We start from the raw sequence: 20,872 nt of genomic DNA on the forward strand, positions 1-20,872 counted from the left end.
CCCTATTGACCTGTATGAGTTACGTTGACCTCAATCCGATCCGGGCAAAGATAGCCGATCGACCGGAAGCATCAGACTTCACCTCCATCCAGGATCGCATCAGACATTATCAAAAAACACTTGAGCAAACAGGGAATCGTGTAGAAGCAACAACCGCAGCACCAGAGCATTTAGAGCCGTTCGTTGGTGGCGAGCATCAAGACAAAACCTCTGGTTTGAACTTTAGCCTGCCAGACTATCTGGAACTGACCGATTGGGCCGGGCGAGCAATCAGAGAGGATAAATCTAGTGAAATTCCCTCAGATCTAGCACCAATCCTGGAGCGGTTTAATATCAACTCGGAAGCCTGGTTCGATAGCTTAAAGAACTATGGCAAAAACTACAATACAGTCATAGGAACAAGGGAAGGGATCAAGCAGTTCACTCAAGCAATAGGTAGAGGAAGGAAGTGGTTCTGCGCGAGTGGGTTTTCGTTGCAGATCTATCAGACATCACCCACCTGATATCTTTAAAGCCCAGCCAAGGTTATTTATGCCAATTAAAGTGTTTGGCAGGATGCTTCTTTCTCCTTATTCGGAAAATCCATATCAAGATCGCTCAATGAGAAGATGATTGTCGGCTAAACCTCTTGGATTAGTCGATGCTGGCCACAATTTTATTCCAATAGAAACAAATGGAAGCTGGGGAGCCTATTTTCTTCCTTCAAATGATGCCTGTCCTGATTAGTCTTAAATGCCTGTCCTGATTAGTCTTTGAAGACAGCGGCATGACATTGCCGGTTGGACTGATCGTATAGATTGGTTCTCACAACAAAAACAAGTATGATAATTTAGGTAATTAAATGGAATTTAAACAAAGATCAAGGAAGAAACGATGCAATTCCTATTCAACACTGACAATAGTGAATCTTTACGTGATTTGCTACCTGGACACAACCAAATGACAAATCACCAGATACAAGCGAGGAAAGTCATGGCTTTTGTCAATGAATATGCAACTGATGAAGATATTGATAAATATGATTTGAATGGAATATGGGATCAATATCACCCCGCCTGGAAAGGCGATTACTATCTTGGGCATAAACCAAAATTTACTATTGATCGTGATCAAAATATATTTTTTATGCCTATTCGTAGCGGAAGGTATGATGAGTCAAATAGAACGACTGCATTGTTATGGATTAATGGGCGTCATGTTATTGTGGAACTGGATACTATAGGTGGCTTGAACCCTAATGGGATAAAAAGTGATCCGTATCGGATGAGGTGGGAGTTGGCTGGCTATCATCCTCAGTTAGGTGGCCAGGAGTCAAAGGATCAGATTATGAGTATTCTTAAAAAGGCATTGATTGCCTATGGGTATTCTGGTGTGAGAAAACAGTTGCCCAATACAATCGTGGAATTTGTAAAGCAAATGAGTTGCTGGGCGCGGTAGAGAGTATTGATGATCTGCGTGAATAATCGTTTTTGTAGTTTTATGAAGACAGCGGCATGATTATGTCGATTAAACTGATCGCGTAGATTGGTTCTCTCAAAAAAGCAAGTATGATAATTTAGTAGCTTAAGTGCTTAAATAGAAATTAAACAAAGATCAAGGACGAAACTATGCAAACCCTATCCAATACTGAATCCTTTCGTGATTTACTACCTGGAATCAACCAAAATACAAATCACAAGATACAAGCGAGAAAAGATATGGCTTTTGTAAATGAATATGCAACTGACGAAGATATTGAAAAATATGATTTGTATGGAATATGGGACAAATTTCATCCCTTAAGGAAAGGAAAATACTATATTGGGCAACGACCTAGTTTTTGTATTGATAGAGAAAAAAATATATTTCTACTAAAAGTGGGAGGCGGTGGAAGAGAAGATCCAACAATAACAAAATTTCTACTTTGGATAGATCAAAAATATATTGTTGTAGATTTAGAATATGGTAAAGGAACTAGTAGTAGTATACATGATACTCCTTATATCATAGTCTGGGATCTTATAAAGTATTTTGCTGCTCCTGATATCCAATTATCTAAGGATGAAATATTAATTTTACTTAAAGATGCGCTAAACGCGTATGGTTTGTTAGGGGTTTATAGACAAGCACCTAATACAAATGTTGAATTTAACTTCTAGTCAAGGATGATCATATGTCAATCACTGCTGAGCAAGCAAACCAACGACTCAATTCTATCTATACAATAGACCATCTTAATGATTTAATAAATGAACTAGATGCATCTGGAACGTCTGGCACAACAATGCTGTTTAGTGGAGATGGTACTCTAGATATCGCTGAATCTCTATCACTAATAGCGCCTGGTGAAGGTCTAAGGTTGATTGGGGATACTGAGGCCGCAGTTTTTTTACATAATAACGATCTGCTTAACGATAAGTTGTATGATTTATTTGGTACAAATGCAAGACAAGAAGGATCGACAGCATACCAATATCTTAATGGGACAGCAGAATATATAGATGGAGAAATGGTTCCTAATACAAGGCAACCAAATGGTGCGTGGGACAATGTTTCGAGACGATTTGTAGAAGAAGCAACAGGCGAAGTACGTGTACTAATTAATAACGGCTCTCTGGATGGCATATTGGCACAAACGGAGATTCCTGCATTACTAAACAATCCTCAGATAACACGCGTTGAAGGTATACCGATTAGTGAGTTTAGAGATCTGAGTAATCCAACTGCCGTATTTTCACATTTAAGTATTATCTCGCAAATGAATGTGAGGCTCAGTGGTTTGGAATTTGTGGATATTGGTGATTCTTTTTCTGTTACACCAGGTGACTATTTAAGTAACGAGTTATTGGAAACAGATACTTATATTAAAAATAATCCAGGGAAGCATCAAATAGCGCTAGATTATTTTAGTTCGTTAGATAGTGCAGAATTTAGTGCGTTAAGAAATCAACTAGGAAGTTTAGTAGCATCTGCAGAATCACTGGCGAGTAGATATGACCTTTACAAACATGCCAATAGGTTAGGCATATTTGGAGCAATGATTGGTTTAACTGTTGTAGCTTATCAAGCTATGGAAGCAGAAACGGAAGAAGAACGTAATACGTTTTTAGAACAGTGGGCAGTAGACACCGCAGGATCGGAGATAGGTGCAATATCTGGGGCTGCCATAGGTGCTGCTGTAATTGCTGCAGTGGGTATAGTCAGTGCACCTGTAACTGCTGTATTGGTATTCGGTGCAAGTGTTGTTGGTGGGCTATTTGGCTCTGATGTTGCGAATGAATTCTATGATTGGTTTGGTGATCTGAATGATGACCAAAAACTTAATATAGTACAGCGCCTAGGTGATCTTTTCTTCGGTGAAGATGAGGGTTCTTCTGGTGAATTGCCAACAGATACCAATGGCGGCATGTTTTTATTCGATAGTGTGACCGGGTTTGACAAGGTACTACGAGATCGAATTGTAGATTATGCGAAAGAGAATATTGCTTGGCGATACGCTTTACGTGAATTGAATCCCTTCGGTGTTGATGACGCTGACTATGAACAACACAATGAAGATGACTCATTAGATCTTTATGATAATCAGACTAATGAAGGGGTAATGACCGATGCTTGGTTAGAAAACAGGGCAAATTTCCTTATTTTTGAGCGACTGTATCGAGATTCAGGTGGAACAGGTGGCGTCTACGAACTCTTACTCGATATGCCTCAAGCAGTGCCAGGTGATATACATTATGTAGATTGGGTTAATGATGATTATTACGAATTAACCATCGATCGTTTAGATTTAGGTATAACAGATACTAGGCAGATTATTTTCGGCAGCGATGACTCAGAAACATTTTCTGGTGAGGATAATGACGACTATATTTCTGGCGGTGGTGGAGGTGATATTCTTCATGGTAATGCCGGAAATGACTTGATAGAGGGTAATGAAGGTGTTGACTCTATTCTTGGTGACGATGGAGACGACGCATTATATGGGGGAGAAGGTATAGATTTTATCAGGGGGGGTAACGATCGGGATTTGTTAGTTGGTGGACTGGGTGAAGACAACCTCGCCGGCGATAACGGAATCGATGTCCTCTATGGTGATAATCGGTATTACGACGAAGCTCTAGGTGAATATGTACTCGTGGATGATGGTGTATCCGATCGGTTGGAAGGTGGAGAAGGAGAAGATCTCTACTATGCCGGTGCTGGTGACGTGATCAGTGATTCGGACGGCGCAGGCAATGTCTGTATGAGTGTTACAACCGGTAGCGGAGAGAATGTCTACGTGTTGCTCGGGCTCCACGCCATCAGGCAAATTGGTGATAGCAATGTGTATCAAGAGTACAATGACTATTATGATGTGACGATTCACTACACCCTCAACGGCAATACTCTTCTGGTCAGTGATGCCAGAAATCCCGCGAATACAATCACTATAGAAAACTACAGCGCTGCAAATCTCGGTATAAATACAGAAAACAGATATAACGAGCCAAACTGGTTAGATAGTGAACATATCAGCTATTGGTGGGATTTGTATCGTGATATGGAGTATTCCGACTATTATAATGTACCTTGGGAAACGTCTGAAAATATTTTCTTCAATGCAGTCAGAATGGTGCCCCGTTTCATCCCGCGTTCATGGGAAATCGTGCTTGGTGATTCCGTAAACAATGTTCAAGGCACGGACCTAGATGATCCAATTACCGGTAATGATCAAAATGACAACATCGACGGCGGCAGAGGCGATGACATTATCGTCGGCGCTTCAGGGGACGATTGGCTTGCCGGTGGTGAAGGAAATGACAATTTAACGGGTGATGATGGCTCCGATAATCTCAACGGAGATGATGGAAACGATAACCTCAATGGTGGTGATGGCAGTGATTACCTGCATGGTGGTGCGGGTGACGACATCCTGGATGGCGGAGCCGGCGCTGATCGAGTAATCGGTGGTGACGGTAACGATATTCTGTATGCAGGACATGAAGATGTATTGAACGGCGGAACAGGTGACGACCGTTTTGTGTACAACGCGGGAGACGGTGATGTATTGATTATCAGCCACTCCTATTCCAGCTCATCTGAAGCTGTGAGTCAGGATGTTTTACAACTTACAGGTGGCATTGACCCTGGTAATGTCGCTGTGAGCCGCGTCGACGATAACCTCTGTTTAACGTTTCTGGATAGTGGCGATGTAATAACAGTAAGTTACTATTTTTCTTCTCTTGATTCCGTTAATGGCCTGACCGGTATCGAATTTGACGATGGTACTCGTTGGGATACCGCCTGGTTTGAAAACTGGACGGATCAGACAGGAAACGGGGATGATCAACTTACAGGCACGGCAGATGCCGACCTGCTTGATGGGCACGCCGGGGATGATCGGATTAATGGTGCCGAAGGTGACGATACGCTTCACGGAGGGGATGGAGACGATGTGCTGCATGGTGATGCGGGCGATGACACATTAACCGCCTCGGAAGGTAACGATTGGTTATATGGTGATGCCGGTAATGACTATCTCGATAGCGGTAGTGGTTATGATCATCTGTGGGGAGGTGATGGTAACGACCATTTGATCAGCGGAAGTGGAGAAGGCTGGGATGAGCTCCATGGTGGCGATGGCGATGACTTACTCGAATGTCATCGGGGTGTCTGTAACGGCGGTGCCGGTGATGATACCTATATTCATATCGCAGGGCAGGGTGATGTTCGCATTAACAATCTCTCATCGGCGGATGATAGCCCTGAAAGCAGTGAATTCGATGAATTGATTCTCCGCGGTATTGACAGTACTGATGTTAATTGGGTAAGTCGTCGAGAGATTATCCGCTCATTTGGCAGCTTTGCCGGAAATGCATTAGTGATCAGTTATTCTATTGATGGTGATTTTGAGACAGTGGTGCTCGATGGGTACTTTAATCGGGATGGCGGTAGTGATCAAACTCTCGACAGAATAACTTTCGATGATGGAGTCTCGTGGAGTTTTGATGATGTGAATGCCATGGTGCGTGCGGCAACTGATGGTAATGACAGTCTGTTTGCCCATGACGATGGCGACACGCTTTCTGGTTTAGCTGGTGATGACAATCTGCATGGTTCAGATGGTGACGATCAGTTGTTTGGAGGTGAGGGAAGAGATTACCTGGATGGGGGAGACGGGAACGATGTGCTCTCCGGTGGCGTTGGAAATGATCGTTTGAATGGTGGTCGTGGCTCAGATGTATATCTTTATAACCTGGGAGACGGGAACGACCAAATTTACGATAATGAATCTGGGCTTTCTGTTACTGATATCAGTGATGTCAATACTGTCAGGCTTGGAGAAGGAATATCTCTGGATAGTATCCGTTTTCGTTCCACTCAATATTACGGACATGTCTATGATCCTACCCCAGAGTATTCAAGTTTGCCTGGTGATTCTCTATTGATCGAGTTTTTGGATACAGGTGAGTCACTTCTCCTCCAGCACTATTTTTCGGAGTATTTACAATCAGACACCGGGAGGTTGTATAACTATGAGATAGAGTTTTCTGATGGAACGTCGATTACCTTCGATGAAGTTCTGGCAATGGTAACCGATACGAGTGCGGACTCAGATAACTACCTTGGGGATAGTAGCAATAATACGATTGAACTCCAGCAAGGCGACGATTTTGCTAACGGATGGGATGGTGATGACCAGTTAGATGGCGGGGAAGGAGATGATTTACTCTATGGCGCGGAGGGTAATGATGAGTTAATTGGTGGTCAAGGCAGTGATACGCTTCATGGTGACCAAGATGATGATACTCTGCTCGGTGGGGCTGGTAATGACCTGTTAGCGGGTGGTTGGGGTAATGATGAATTGATCGGTGGAGATGGTGATGATGAACTGGATGGTGGGTACGGTAACGATGTTCTAAACGGTGGTGCTGGTAATGATGCTTTAAGTGGGGGGGGTGGGGATGATGTCTATCTCTTTAGCATTGGGGACGGTCAGTGCACGATCGATAATCATGACGCGATTTCGAGCAGTCGTGATTTGTTACGATTTGGAACTGGTATAGAGGTTTCAGATGTAACAATGGCCCGTGAGGGGTTGGATCTGGTTATCACTCTGAATGGTGGAACAGATCGTGTAACCGTAACAAATCATTTCACCGGTGGGAGTAACGGCGAATATGCGCTTAATGCCATTGAGTTTTCAGATGGAACAGTATGGACTGCACAAACTATCTCAGATTCAATATTGGTGCCCAGTACAGGGGATGACTTGCTCTATGCGGTAGCAGAAGGCAGCGTTATCAATGGGCAATTAGGCGATGATACCCTGGTTGGCGCTGAGGGTGATGATCATTTCTCTGGTGGCGAGGGTAATGACAGCTTGGACGGAGGCGCCGGTGAAGATATGTTGTTAGGAAACCAAGGTGACGATGAGATCCTTGGTGGAGAGGGCAGTGACATATTATTAGGTGAATCTGGTAATGATATTTTACAAGGTGGTCTGGGTGATGATCGTATCGACGGTGGTGAAGGGGTAGACCAGCTTCATGGAGATGAAGGTGATGACCAGTTAACAACTTCCGCAGGAATAAATACCTTATATGGTGGGGCTGGTAACGATACCTATTTACTTGGTCAGGTTGCTGGTGAAAATACCATCATTAATCGCAATGGTTTAAATGAAAATGCTTATGACAGGATTGTCTTTGATGAAGGGATTACTCCTGACATGGTTGTACTGTCACGTGATGAGGATGATCTGCTTATCGAATGTGCTGGGTCTACAACACGTGTCGAGAGATTTTGTATCGCCAATATCAATGAGCGAATTGATGCGCTTATTTTTCTAGATGGTACCTATTGGAGCTATGATGATGTTTTAAGCGGATTGCTTGAAGGGGATGATACTGATCAGCACCTGGTTGGGTATGACTCAGATGACCTGATCGATGGCCAGGCCGGAAATGACACAATCAATGGTATGTTGGGTGATGATCAGCTCTTTGGTGGTGCTGGTAATGACCTGCTTATAGGCCAAAGCGGAAATGATCAATTGTCAGGTGGTACGGGAGATGACCGTCTGGAAGGTGGTGAAGGCAACGACACCTACCGCTATGTAAGTGGTGATGGGCATGATGTTATTTTTGATATCAATGATGTCAATCATATTGAGATTGTCGATCTGGTGTCGGATCAGATCGATATCAATCGCTCTGGCGACGATCTGATCATTACTGACCTTGTAGGTGGTGGACAGATTACTGTTTTGAATCAGTTCGGGGGAATCAACAACTCTGCTGTTATAACCCCTATTCAGGAGGTCCACTTCTCTGATGGTGTCATCTGGGATGCTGAAGAGTTGCTTAACCAGACTGTTCAGGGTGGCGCCGGTGATGATGTACTCGAGGGCACCTCTGATGCGGACGTAATTCAAGCGCTGGCCGGTAATGACGATGTACTTACGCGCGAAGGCGATGATTATGCCGATGGTGGAGCCGGCGATGATTATCTGTTCGGTGAGCAAGGAAACGACCTGCTACTGGGTGGTGAGGGTATCGATTATGTTTTGGGTATGGAAGGAAATGACCACTTGGAAGGTGGTAGTGGTAACGACATCATAATTGGTTCAAACATATGGCCGTACTACTATGAGCTGTCCGAACTGAGGGCTCAGTTCACCAGTGACAACTTTGGAGTAGATACTTGGGATCAGCCTTATTGGGTGGATGATACACGAACAGAGTATGACATTCTCCAAGGCGGTGAGGGAGCTGATGTTCTGATTGGTTCAGGGGAGTTATATGGTGGTAGTGGTAATGACAGTTTGTTAGGAAGTGGTGTTCTGTATGGCGGTGAAGGAGATGATCACCTGATCGCTGAGGGTGTCGATGATAGCGTGTCAGGGGAATACTATGTGAGAGATGACCCTGATTCGCCAGGTTCCTACTATCAACGTTATAGACTTGCCGTCTATAACGAAGATTATGGCATGTCTTTGTTAGATGGCGGGCAAGGTAATGACTTGCTAGAGGGGCGCGGTAATACAACCTATCGTTTTAATCTTGGTGATGGACAAGACACAATCATAAATAATGACAACTCCCAACGGGGGCTCAGGGGAAGAGTGCTATTTGGAGATGGTGTTGATTCGTCTACGGTCGTATTCGAACGTCAAGGTATGGATCTGATCGTTAGTTATGGTGGGGCTGGTGATGGTATCACGATCCAGAATTGGTTCGAGTTAATTAATAGCCCAGGATATTCCTATCACAACACCTATCGCTGGCAAGTGGAGCAGTTTGAATTTACCGACGGAACAATCGTCAGTGCGGAAGATGCTTCGTCAGGTTTGACGACAGACGAGGGGCCGTATGCTGATGAGCCTCCTTTTACTGCAGACCCAAGAACGCTGATTGGTGATGATTGGTATAACCAGTTATGGGGTTCCGTAGGAGATGATAATCTGTCCGGTGGAGGAGGGTACGATGATCTTCATGGCTCGGGAGGTGACGATATTCTCCGGGGTGGGACCGGGCCTGACTTATTAGAGGGTGGTGATGGTAATGACACCTATCTATATGCTTCAGGTGATGGTCTGGATATTATCGACAATCAGGATAGCGATGGTGGCCGGGATGTACTGCGTTTTGAAGAAGGCATATCACCAAGCGACGTTACCCTTACCCGTGACAGAACCAATCTGGTACTAACCTTTACCGGTGGTGGTGTCTCTGTCGTCAGTTACTTTCAGGATGACGGTGCGAATACCTTCGCATTGGATGCAATCGAATTCCACGATGGTACAACTTGGGATTATGACTATGTTGCGTCTCATCTGACTTTAGGTACTGAAAGTGATGACGAACTCTATGGTAATACTTCTGGTGACGTATTGGATGGACTTGTTGGTGACGACACGCTTTACGGTTCCGGTGGTAATGATCAACTTTCAGGTGGTGAAGGCGCTGATCGTCTCTATGGTCAGGAGGGCGCTGACACGATATCAGGCGATAGCGAAGATGACCTGCTCTATGGCGGTACCGGAAATGACTCGCTGCAAGGTGGTTTAGGTAATGACAACTTGGTAGGTGGTTTGGGCGATGACGCCCTCAGCGGTGGTGCTGGCGATGACCACTATTATTACAGCCTCGGAAATGGACAGGATGTCATAGACAACACCGGTGGCGGTGTCGACCGTCTCTTTTTTACCGATGTGACCAGTGATCGGCTGAGTTTTCATCAGGATGGGGACGATCTTGTGATTCTGGTTGATGGGGATCTTGAACAGTCGGTTCGAGTAACCAGCCATTTCCTGGGTGGAGATGCTGTGATTGATCTCATTCAGACTGGTGAAGCCAATGAAATTTATGCCGAACAGATAGGCGGACTCCTAACCCCGTTGCCTGAGGCGCCAGCCCCTGACAACGATGGTCAAGATGCTCCTACCACAGGGGGTGATGAAGGTGCGACCGACTCGGGTGATACAACTCCGCCGGATACAGGTGGTGATACCGGTACTGGAGCCGATCCTGTTGACGACAGTACGACCATCGATCCTGTAACACCTCCGACGCCATCTGGAGACGATACCCTGACTGGTAGTGATGCTCACGAGACGTTGATTGTCGGTGCGGGTAACGACACCCTTGGCGGTGGCCTTGGTAATGACCTGCTTCTCGGTGGTACAGGTGATGATACCTACATCTTCACCGGTGGGCAGGATAGCTTGCTGGAAACCTCGGGTGTCGACCGTTTGCGTTTTGAAAACGGCATCACCTTCAGTCAGGTTGCCTCCGGTCTCCTCAAGTCAGGTGACGATCTGGTGTTGAGCATCAACGGCGGTCCCGATCAGATAACTCTGGGTAATTTTTTCTTGGGTGGCGACTATTTGGTGGAAACCATAGAGTTCGCTACCGGGGGATCAATCAGCGCTGAGCAGATCTTCGGTGCCTTCGGGTTGGCCGTACCTGCCGCGCAGCCGGATTTCTCTCAGACCCTGATCGGAGAATCAACGGATGATGCTGCTTTGAGTGGTGGTGATCAGGCCGACCTGATTCAGGGTTTCAATGGCAACGATCAGTTATTGGGTAATGGGGGTGATGATCGTCTTGATGGTGGCAATGGCGCCGATAGTCTGAATGGGGGTGCGGGCAATGATGCTTTGGTTGGTGGCCGAGGTAATGACACCTATGTCTTCATGGCAGGTGGTGGACAAGACTTGATCGACAACCAAGGCGGTGGCTTTGATACTTTGCAATTTGAGGGTATCGATTTCGGTCAGGTCGCCAGTGGTCTGACGAGATCAGGAGATAACTTGATCCTAAGCATCAGTGGTGGTGATGACCAAGTAACTCTGCAGAATTTTTTCCTGGGTGGTGATCATGCTGTTGACCGTTTTGTGTTTACCAGTGGTGGTGAAATCAGCGCCGATCAGATTTTTGGCGCCTTCGGATTGAGTAATCCAGATCCACAGGGCTCTCCTGACTACACAAATCTTCCAGATGAACGGGGATATGAAACGGTAACCTTGGGTGATGGGAGCGATAGTCTCTATCTTGCATCAAACGGCAACGATTTTATCGATGGTGGAGCAGGAGACGATCAGCTGCAAGGTAATGGGGGCAATGACTATCTGATGGGGGGATTCGGTAACGATCTCTATCTGATCGGAGCGTCCTCGGGGCAGGATCGGATCAACAATTACGATGCCGGTGATAGTGGAACGGACACGCTTCGATTTGAAGAGGCAACGGTTGATGCTCTGTGGTTTAGCCGTACAGGTGACGACCTGACAATTACCCTGGCGGGTAGTGATGAGCAGGTGACGGTCGATCAGTGGTACAGCGATCCTGCCCAAGAGGTGGATCGGATCGAGGCGGGCGGTTCTGTGCTGCTTAGCCAGCAGGTAGATCAATTGGTCATGGCAATGGCAAGTTACGATGCGCCTTCCGGTGTTGGCAATGTTATTCCTCAGGATGCGGCTGACGCTCTTCAGCCACTACTTGCTGAGAGCTGGCAGGCCACTGCCTAGTGTGGTGCGTCATACTAATTGACGATTATAGAAGCCAGCTCAGGCCAGGAGAGAAGGCGCAATGCGCAGGGAATGGCCCGCCCTTTCCAAGCATTGCAACGCAGTATCCTGGCCTGAGCTGGCTTCCCTTCGGGCGAGACGCTAAGCGGTCATCCGCGTTGCACCCCAAGGGCACTTCCTTCGGGGCGTTGCGCACCTTGGAAAGGGCCTGCTATTCCCGGCGGCACGCGCCTAGTGGCTGACCACTTAGCGTCTCGCCAGAATCGTCGATTAGTTTGACGCACCACACTAGTCTGGATTTATTTCGTTCTTCCAGACTGCCCTCCAAGGTCAACCTTGCCGGGATATTCATGAAACTGTAAAGGTTGCATGTGGTTTTGAAGTTTTCGGCAAGATTTTTGGTGGGGCATGGCCCCGCTCTTGCACTTATTCCAGTAGGTAGTGCGTGGCCCTACTGTATCAGTAATGTACTCGCTGAAGATGAGGCGTGCATGTCTTTACTCAAGCCTTCTCCTTGAATATAGATCAAGTCTAACTATTAAATGTTTAGAAAGTAAATGACTTGCTCTAATTGTGGTTATCTATGCTACTCTTTTATCTGTTTTAAAAAGTTGACTGTATACAGGCTCTTTAGAGCTGATTAGGTCGAAGCTGTGCTCTGCAGTTTTGTGTGTCAGTCTTGCCTAACTGAAGTGAAGGGGCTTTTCCACTTGAGCCGTCCTACCTATATATCAACGATCCACTACTTTTGGTTGTTCCTTTCTCTATTACCTTTCGCTACAGCTAATGCCGGTCTCAGCGTGAAATATGAGACACGCAATGCTGAATCATGTCGTGAGATGGTCAATGAGAACTATGATGCCCTCATCGAGAAGATGCGAAAAAGCGGGAGCTCATCCCGTAGTCTCTTGAGTGTCGAGACCCGAGGGCGGCATGTTGATTTGAATGATTGCAAGGTGATGCATCAGAAGGAGCAGTTGGCTGTTTTGGATCAGGCTTATGATCGTCTCTCAAAGGTGGTGGATCTCTACAGAACCCAAGGGGTAGTGAACGTAGCGCTACATCGGGTTTTGGCGGAAGATTTTAGATCGATAAACAGGCTGCCTAAGTCTGATTATCATAGCGCTTATCTTCGTCTATATAGCGATTATCAACGATACAAATCCGCAGCCCCCGCTGCGACTCAAAAAAACATTAACAAACAGCTTGTGCACCAGTGTGTTGATGAGTTTGGCAAAGTTACTTTGAGTGATCGTCCCTGTATAGCTGAATTATCTGTCCAACAGAACAAATTACCGCTAGAGCGTGATGCGGGTAGTACGAACCCGAAAGTTTGTAGCGAGCTCAAACAGAAAGCGAGTCAGGCGAAACGGCGTTATCAAAAGGCAATCTCCACATTGATCGCCATAGACCCGGATTCACCGGAACTTGATGATGAATGGAAGCTTGTTGATGAAGTACGTATTGACGCCCTATATGACTATAAATATCAACTTACACGGGCTGGGTGGGCTGGTTGTCCAGTCGATGTAAAAGAGCAACCAAAACCTGATACTCCATCTGATAGTCGCTCTCCAGTGGCAGGTCCTGATCCTTTTTTGGATCTATCCTTTGCCGCGGGCCGATTGCTCTATGCAGGAGAGCCTGGTAATAAAATAAGAGGTAACACGACCACACAGTTGAAGAGTGGCTCGATCCTTCAATATGGTGGGGGTCTGATAGCACCAGGTCATATACTTCGTGACGATTATTTGGAGAGTCTAAGAAGAGAACGTAGAGCATTAAGTCGTTCAAATGAGAGTTTTGTACTGTGGGATACAGAGTTAGAAGGTTGGGTGAAGCTCTCCCATCCCGATGAGTGTCCTTATGGGGCTCGAATGTTCCATACAGCAACCCTAATTGAAGCGGGTAAAGTTCTCTATGCCGGGGGGATTTGTGATGCGGAACTTTCAAAAACCACATACCGTTATCCCGAATATACCGCCTTGTCACTTTGGGATTCGGTGACTCGTAAGTGGCTTCCAGCACCGTCACTCAAACAGGGTCGTCTCTACCATACCGCATCACTTTTAAAAGATGGCAGTGTATTGTTTGTTGGTGGTGAAGGGGATCCAGGGGTCTATCTGACACCCAAAGAGCCGGTAATAAATAGTGTGGAGCGCTATATTGACGGAAAAGTTGAGGCCATGCCTTCACTCAATGTGGCTCGTGCAAAACATACCGCTACGGTGCGTGAAAACGGATGTGTAGTGGTCAGCGGTGGTTTCGATAGCCAAGGCCTGCCAATTAGTGATGTTGAGCATTGGTGCCCAGGCGAGAGCATGTGGCGACTCATCTCTCAATTAAAGACGCCTCGTTATGACCATACCGCCACTCTGTTGAAGGATGGCAGGATTATTGTTGCGGGGGGTAAAGGGGAAGATGAACGAACATTAGATAGCAGTGAGATATGGGAGCCAACAGCGAAACGCTGGGTGGCGGGGCCTCGACTACCTTTTGCGTTACACCGTCATGCTGCGACACGACTCTCTGATGGGCGGGTACTCATTGCTGGCGGTACCTGGGAATCGGCGACACCCTGGGCCTGGGTATGGGATACACAGGCTGACTATTGGATTCTGGCTGGTAATGCAACGCCACAAATGGCCTGGAATAAACATAATCATGTCAGGTTGATGCCACGGGAGAATGGTAAAGCGTTGCTGTTTACCGAAAGCGCAATTATGCGTTGGGAGCCGCTGGCGACCGGGCAAACTATTTCAACACCAGTCTGGAGGAACACGCCCGCTGCGACAGAGTTGCATGATGGCCGGGTTATGATGGTTGGCGAGGAGTATGGCGATCCAGAGTTGGGGCGACACAATGCGAGGATCTGGAACCCCCGTAATAATCGTTGGCAATATGCAGGAAGCCCAGGAAAACCGTTTGTAAAAAATAGTAACCTCATAGAGCTTAAGTCAGGGGATGTTATCTATCTGGCAAGAGATAACAGCCAGCGTTACTCCTGTGATATCTGGAAGCCCAATAGCATTCAGTGGAAAAGTTGTGGTCTGATCGAGTTTGAGTATAAAAGCAGTTGGTCTCCTGAGTTGGCAACGCTCTCGGATGGTCGGGTGATCACACTGATTAACAAACATGAAGCCTATGTCTACGATCAGCAACAGGGTGACTGGCAAAAATTTCAGGTCGAGTGGGACATGGCTGGAATAGTGAAAGGTTCACCGGTTCGTGTGCCTATGCCTGTGACTGTTGCGGTCGATCCTGGCAGCGGTCTGCAGTTTGAAATCAATGATCTCGGCTCAAGGATGTTATGGCCAAGATCAACCTCAGCTTATTCTATGTCGTGGAATGAAGATGCAGAAGAGTGGCGCTTTGTACTTTCTCCCGGTGAGATGGGGTTGGATACTCACGTTCTTCCTGATGGTTGCGCCATCTCTTCATCACCCCTGGCGGTTTTTAATCCAGAAACGGGTGAGGTGACCAAGCTGGCAGATCCTGGTTTCGGCATTAAGTCCGAGATAAAGATGTTAGTGTTAGAAAATGGAGATGTGATTTTTGCCGGAGAGCCCAGTGGTGCAAACGACCCTGGGAATGGTTTTTTTCATGCGCGGGCAAGTTGTGATGGTATATCACTGTTCCCTGGCAGTGAGGAGTATTTTAGTTTACGTTGGCTGGATAAAAAAACACCTCACTATCGTACAAAGCGTTTCACTTCGTTAAAAGCGGTTGAAAAAAGCATCAACAAAAAAGCGCGAAAATTAAAAAACGATCCACTTGAAGTGAAACCTGGTCAAGCTGAGCAGGTTTTTGCATTAGTGCATAGATATAGAGAGTGGTTATTTCTTGCACTGGCTGCTTTATTGGTGATTTCATTTCTAAATGTTCTCAAAGTACCTTATATTCCGCATATCCCAAAATGGCTCATGCGACTGCTGGTATATGGGATTGTGGCGATCTATGCCGTACCGCCAATATGGTCCTATATTGCCACTGGGAAGCGCCAGGAGCTCTCCTTGTTTTCATCCTCTGGGTTCAATGGGCAGAGATGCCGTGATGACCCCAAGGCGTGCCTGGATCCGGAAACCGGTCTCTTGGTAAACCGTAAAGGGGAGAGTCGTATTCCTTGCCATATCATAGGAGAGTGGACGCTAAGACAAAAAAATAACATGTACCGAATACGATTTAAGGATGATGGCAGTTATATTATGACTAACAGCTTTTCAGGTGGCGGGCGCAGAGCTGGGTATCATGGTTACTGGGCAATACAGGATAAATATATGGTTTGGCGCCACTATAGCGGACAGGATAGATTTGATATCAACGAAATCATCCCCGAGAGTGATCAGCGCTTTAAGGTGATAGAGATGAATGGCGTGGAGAGCAGTTATGAGTTGATTAAACTGGAAAGATCGACAAGTTGTAGTAAATCGGCCTGGTGACAAAGCGTGATGATCACAGATTTTTATAGATCTCAAAATTTACTGTTTCTGGTATTCATGGTGATAAGTGGTTTTACTTATGGTGACATGAGCTATGAGTGTGTTAGCAATGGCAAAAAGAGTTATCAAGATAGACCTTGTGTCAAAGTGGGGGCGCCTCAGAAGAATCAGCAACACCAAAATCAGGGAGCCATTGAAGCAGTTTATAAGAAATTAGACTTTTTGGCCTACCAGGGATATGGCCTCTCCCAAAGCAGGAAACCAAAATCTCAATCAAAGCCTAGTCAATATGTGGAAAGCGTCTGTGGAAAACCGAAAAGTTGGCAGGTTGGAAAAGCCTACAGACTCTGTAGTGCAAGTGCTTTGCAAGAGTTGACTCAGCGTAAGAATGCAAGATCTGTAGCGCAGTTGAGCAACTTTTATGATGAGATAAAAGAGTTCTGTGGAGCAAAGTGGCGGCAATTGCCGAGTGTTGGTATGACAGATGAAGATTTCAAGTTCTGTAGTAGCCACGGCGCTATAAAGCAGGAGGTATTAATAGATGAAGATGGGACTTTCGCGGCGCTTTATGTATTGGCCGATAAGAAAAACAACCGAGTCTATTCAATTAATGGTGTCGTCAAAAAAATCTCTACATCCGCGACTAATCGTTCTTTTAGGTGAATTGAGTTGAGAGTAATGAAGCGATGTTCCTGCCGCTCCCTCAGGTTGATAATCCCCCAGAAAAATCCAAGATATTTTGTTGATTGCCAGCTAGATCTGTAGATTGACTTGTATGGTGGTTTTGGTTTTAGTTGGACATGGTGCGGCAGGGCCGCACCCTACATTTGAATCTATTTCGAGGAGTCATCTGGATTTTGTATTGTCTCCCTGGTCGATTTACGTTCCTTGTTCCCACGCTCCAGTGTGGGAGTGAATACGAAAGCAATGATGAATCGTAGGGTACGGCCCTGCCGCACCTTTTGTTAATAATAGAGATGCCCAAATGTTTGATCTTGTTTGGCTCTTCATTTTGAGTCGGTTTTGAGACAAGAAAAAACACAATTAATCAGTGACAAACAGGATGAGTGCTCCCCTCTCTCGTCAGGGCTAGGGGGTGTTCCGGCATTCGCAGAAGTAAAGAAACACAGCTTCGTTAATGAAATACGACATAGTTAGAAGAGGTTGAGAGGACTAGATAGGTATGTATGTGGCCATTATTAGTATATTTTTCCTGAAATGTTTTTTTGGCCCGGTTATTTTCAAAGATCGCTCCATAGATAGACTCTCTACATTATATTACTATATATAAGCAGTTATCCCTTTTCCTTTTCTATATATAGAGGCTTTTACAGCTAAAATAGTGATGATTAAAAATAATTTTCCATTTATTGCCTTGGGTCTTGGTCTGTTTCTTATGCTGCTGGTAATGAAAGGCAGTGAAATAGGGAGTGATGGAGTTACCTTGATCCCCCTACTGACACTCCTCTTTGTATGCGAGTTTGCTTTTGTTGTAACCGCCATTGGTTCATATTTAGGTATCAGAGGCACACTGGCAAGCGGTTTTAAGCCGTTCTACTCAACAGTCACCTTGATCTGCATTCTGCTATCTCTCAGCTTTTTCTGGCAGGGAGTGACACTATGGCAGTCTGCCATGTAAGAGTCTCTCTCGCTCTCTAACTCTTCCGCCTTATAAAAAAACTTGTCGAAAAGATAAATGCCTGATCAGAGATGGATGGTTGCAAGATAGGCACAGGTTGGTTTTTTACACGTATATAACTTCTCCAGGATGTTTAAATAATGTTTCTAAGGAGGCGAGTGTTGCTATGTAAATGCTATTTCAATCTGGTTGGAATTTACTCGATGCACTGCTGTCCAAGATTTAGGTTCTGGTTGCACAATCACAACAATTTAAGCTATCGGTAAAAGTGCCAATCCGCATCTGAACATCGATCATTACGATCAGGTTTTATAGAATAGGCAGGCCACCTCACATTCCCTCACATTACTTATCGAAGTGACGTTCATTGTGTAACAGTAAGTTTAACGGGAGTTTAAAAAAACACCGTTATGAATTACTTCTCAATTTCCATCGCGGTATCTTCTAGTTGTCATGGGGATTGAAAGCAATTGAAGAGCTTACTGTGAGCATGGTTTTCGAGCTTAACTATTGCTGAAAAGTGCCGATATACAGAGTGCGATTTGATTACAACTTTCGACAAATGACCATTATATGATTAATTAATACTCTGGAAATAACGATGTTAGTTAACAATATTCATAATATTGACAGGGCGTGGAGCAGAAAGAAAAGCAATAAAAGTGTTGTCTGTTATGAGCGAAAATTAATCAAAACATATTTCATGGAGTACCGCGCTAATACTCTATTAAACGCTACATATGCGAAAGTTGTTGATGTATTGAAGAATATATCCGCCTACCCAGAGTGGATGTACAATTGTACTGAGGCCATGGAGCTTGAGGCGAAAGATGATTTTAGTAAGGTAATCTATTATGCCCAAGGCTCCTCTTTAGGGCATTGGAATGGTGACATCATACTATCAGCAAGAAAGATGTCCGATATAAGTGATGAAAAGATGGTGATTACTATAAATTCTATTGATAATCATGCTTATAAACATCCCAATTTGAAAGTGCGCGCTAAACGTTTTCGGATGACTGGATTTAAAGGCTGCTGGAGACTTACTGCAGTGAGTGAAAAATCAACTCAGGTGAGTTTCACTGTTCATGCAGATCCGGGTATGGTGAACCAGGAAAATCTAATTAATAATCTTATGCAAAATATATGCTTTAGCTCGTTACAAGGATTGCTTCGCATGACAGGAAGAAGCAGCAAACTCTAAGCCAATCAAAATTTATAACTATAAATCTTATTGAGTTGTTACAAGTAGCAATTCATTGGCCAGGCCCATGACAAGCCCAGCATACACAACCTGTGAAACTTGATAGGGAGTTACCACTCTTTCCAAGGAGCAGAATAAAGAGATGGTCGCTGAGTGTATGCTACATAATCCGTCAGACCCCGACCAGGGAGACGCCGGATAAATACTCATGAAACCAGACCATAACCAAATCCAATACAACACCTAAAACTATTATGATTGCATCCATATGCAACGGTATGTATGTTTGCGGTTTTTGCCATGGCCCATCACGCAGGTTGATGGTTATCATCGATACTACACTCCAAAATGCAAGTGCGGAAAATAGTAACAGTGAACGACTGTCGCCGTTGGTAAGTAAATGGGCGATAGCCCAAAGCAGGAGACCAGTCAGTTGCGGATGTCGTATGAACCGTTTAACTCGGGTGTTGGGTGAATTTGCAGCGGCCATCAGGATAAAGCCAATAACCACCAATACTATTGCGATAGTGCCAAGGGTAGGCATGGGGTCATAGACAGGCGAGGTAGCAGAGTTGCGCCAGCCTATTATAATCAGTGCCACACTGGAGAATATGCATAGCGAGAAGAGACCCTGGTATGGCATTTCGCCCAGTTTTCCGCTCAGTGCTTTACGTGTATTGGGCGCTAACGAAGGAAGAAGATGAACGCCTATCCACAGCACCAACCCTAAAATCAGTAGAGACATGGCAGTTTCCTGTGTTTGTTTGCCCTCTATTCTAATTGAGAAAAATATTATTAACAGGTAGTAATTGCACCAGGCTCAGAATGTTATCTATCGTTATTCACTACAACAATTGAATATTTTAATATTAGAGTAATGGTTGTCCAGATTAAGGCGCCGGGTTATTAGCTACCAGATCCGATCGAGTGCGTTATATATAAAGATGTTACTGGTGTGTGCGAATAAACCCTGATTTCAACTCAGTACAATTTTCGGAGTCAAAAATCTTACTCTTTAAGCTTGATCACCAGACTGGTGATGCCATTTTTCTTCGCCAGGCTACGGGCGCTGTTGAGCTGGGATTGAGAGCGATAGGGGGCACTTCGAACCCGGTGATAGGTGTCCCGGTTGTTGATGCTGACTTTCTGGATCTCTGCTTCGATTCCCATCAGTGCCAGGCGGGCTTTGAGACGATCTGCATCCTGATATTTTCGGAATGATCCCATCTGCAGGATATAGCTACCCTTGGCTTGTGTGGCAGCTCGTGTCTCCTGTTGCGCTTTGGGCTTTCGCTGGCTAGGCGAGGGTTCTGGTGTAACAATCTCCTCATCGGGGATAACCACTTCCATCTCTGGAAGAATGGTATAAAACTCAAAGTTGGGTTTTGGCGCGGGGGGTTGCTCCTGCCTGGTCTGTTTGGGTTTTGTTGCAATGCCTGGAACCTCATGAACGGAGAGGCGAGGGCTCAACTGCAACCAGGCCAAGCCGGCCAGAAATATGCCAGCCACCAGGCCGCCGAAAAAAAAGAGTCCATGACTGCAGCTGCTGGGGCGCTTTTTCTTAGTGCCAGCGCGATGTTTATAATCTGCCATGGTTG

The 20,872-nt window shown here is 45.5% G+C and carries 9 protein-coding genes and 1 pseudogene; 8 read left to right on the plus strand and 2 right to left on the minus strand.

Annotation, left to right across the window (positions count from 1 at the left end):
• The 8 genes and pseudogenes from AC4IFB_RS00200 to AC4IFB_RS00235 all read left to right on the plus strand — a co-directional run.
• Window positions 1-503, plus strand: a pseudogene (locus AC4IFB_RS00200) (alpha-amylase family glycosyl hydrolase); the annotation flags it as partial.
• A 370-nt stretch (window positions 504-873) separates the two neighbouring features.
• Window positions 874-1,437: a hypothetical protein gene (locus tag AC4IFB_RS00205; RefSeq protein ID WP_490779033.1), complete on the plus strand. Its 564-nt coding sequence runs from the start codon at window positions 874-876 to the stop codon at window positions 1,435-1,437.
• A 170-nt stretch (window positions 1,438-1,607) separates the two neighbouring features.
• The gene (locus tag AC4IFB_RS00210; protein WP_490779034.1) at window positions 1,608-2,138 is read left to right on the plus strand and encodes a hypothetical protein; all 531 of its coding nucleotides are present in this window, start codon (window positions 1,608-1,610) and stop codon (window positions 2,136-2,138) included.
• 14 nt (window positions 2,139-2,152) lie between these two features.
• A complete protein-coding gene (locus tag AC4IFB_RS00215; protein ID WP_490779035.1) occupies window positions 2,153-11,992 on the plus strand; it encodes a calcium-binding protein in 9,840 nt (3,279 codons plus the stop codon).
• 710 nt (window positions 11,993-12,702) lie between these two features.
• Window positions 12,703-16,431, plus strand: coding sequence for a Kelch repeat-containing protein (locus AC4IFB_RS00220; protein WP_490779036.1), 3,729 nt, complete (start codon window positions 12,703-12,705; stop codon window positions 16,429-16,431).
• 6 nt (window positions 16,432-16,437) lie between these two features.
• The gene (locus tag AC4IFB_RS00225; RefSeq protein ID WP_490779037.1) at window positions 16,438-17,094 is read left to right on the plus strand and encodes a hypothetical protein; all 657 of its coding nucleotides are present in this window, start codon (window positions 16,438-16,440) and stop codon (window positions 17,092-17,094) included.
• Between the two features lie 682 nt (window positions 17,095-17,776).
• Entirely contained in the window at window positions 17,777-18,070 is a 294-nt protein-coding gene (locus tag AC4IFB_RS00230) for a hypothetical protein (RefSeq protein WP_490779038.1), read from the plus strand.
• Between the two features lie 601 nt (window positions 18,071-18,671).
• Complete coding sequence (locus AC4IFB_RS00235) at window positions 18,672-19,274, plus strand: SRPBCC family protein (protein ID WP_490775912.1); 603 nt, start codon at window positions 18,672-18,674, stop codon at window positions 19,272-19,274.
• A 172-nt stretch (window positions 19,275-19,446) separates the two neighbouring features.
• Here AC4IFB_RS00235 and AC4IFB_RS00240 read toward each other — a convergent pair whose 3' ends face one another.
• Together AC4IFB_RS00240 and AC4IFB_RS00245 are read right to left on the minus strand one after the other, a co-directional pair.
• Window positions 19,447-20,019, minus strand: coding sequence for an NnrU family protein (locus AC4IFB_RS00240; protein ID WP_490779039.1), 573 nt, complete (start codon window positions 20,017-20,019; stop codon window positions 19,447-19,449).
• Window positions 20,020-20,282: 263 nt separating this feature from the next.
• A complete protein-coding gene (locus AC4IFB_RS00245) occupies window positions 20,283-20,867 on the minus strand; it encodes an SPOR domain-containing protein (protein ID WP_490779040.1) in 585 nt (194 codons plus the stop codon).
• Between the last annotated feature and the right edge of the window lie 5 nt (window positions 20,868-20,872).

This window comes from Candidatus Thiodiazotropha sp. AKIB8, assembly GCF_058244675.1.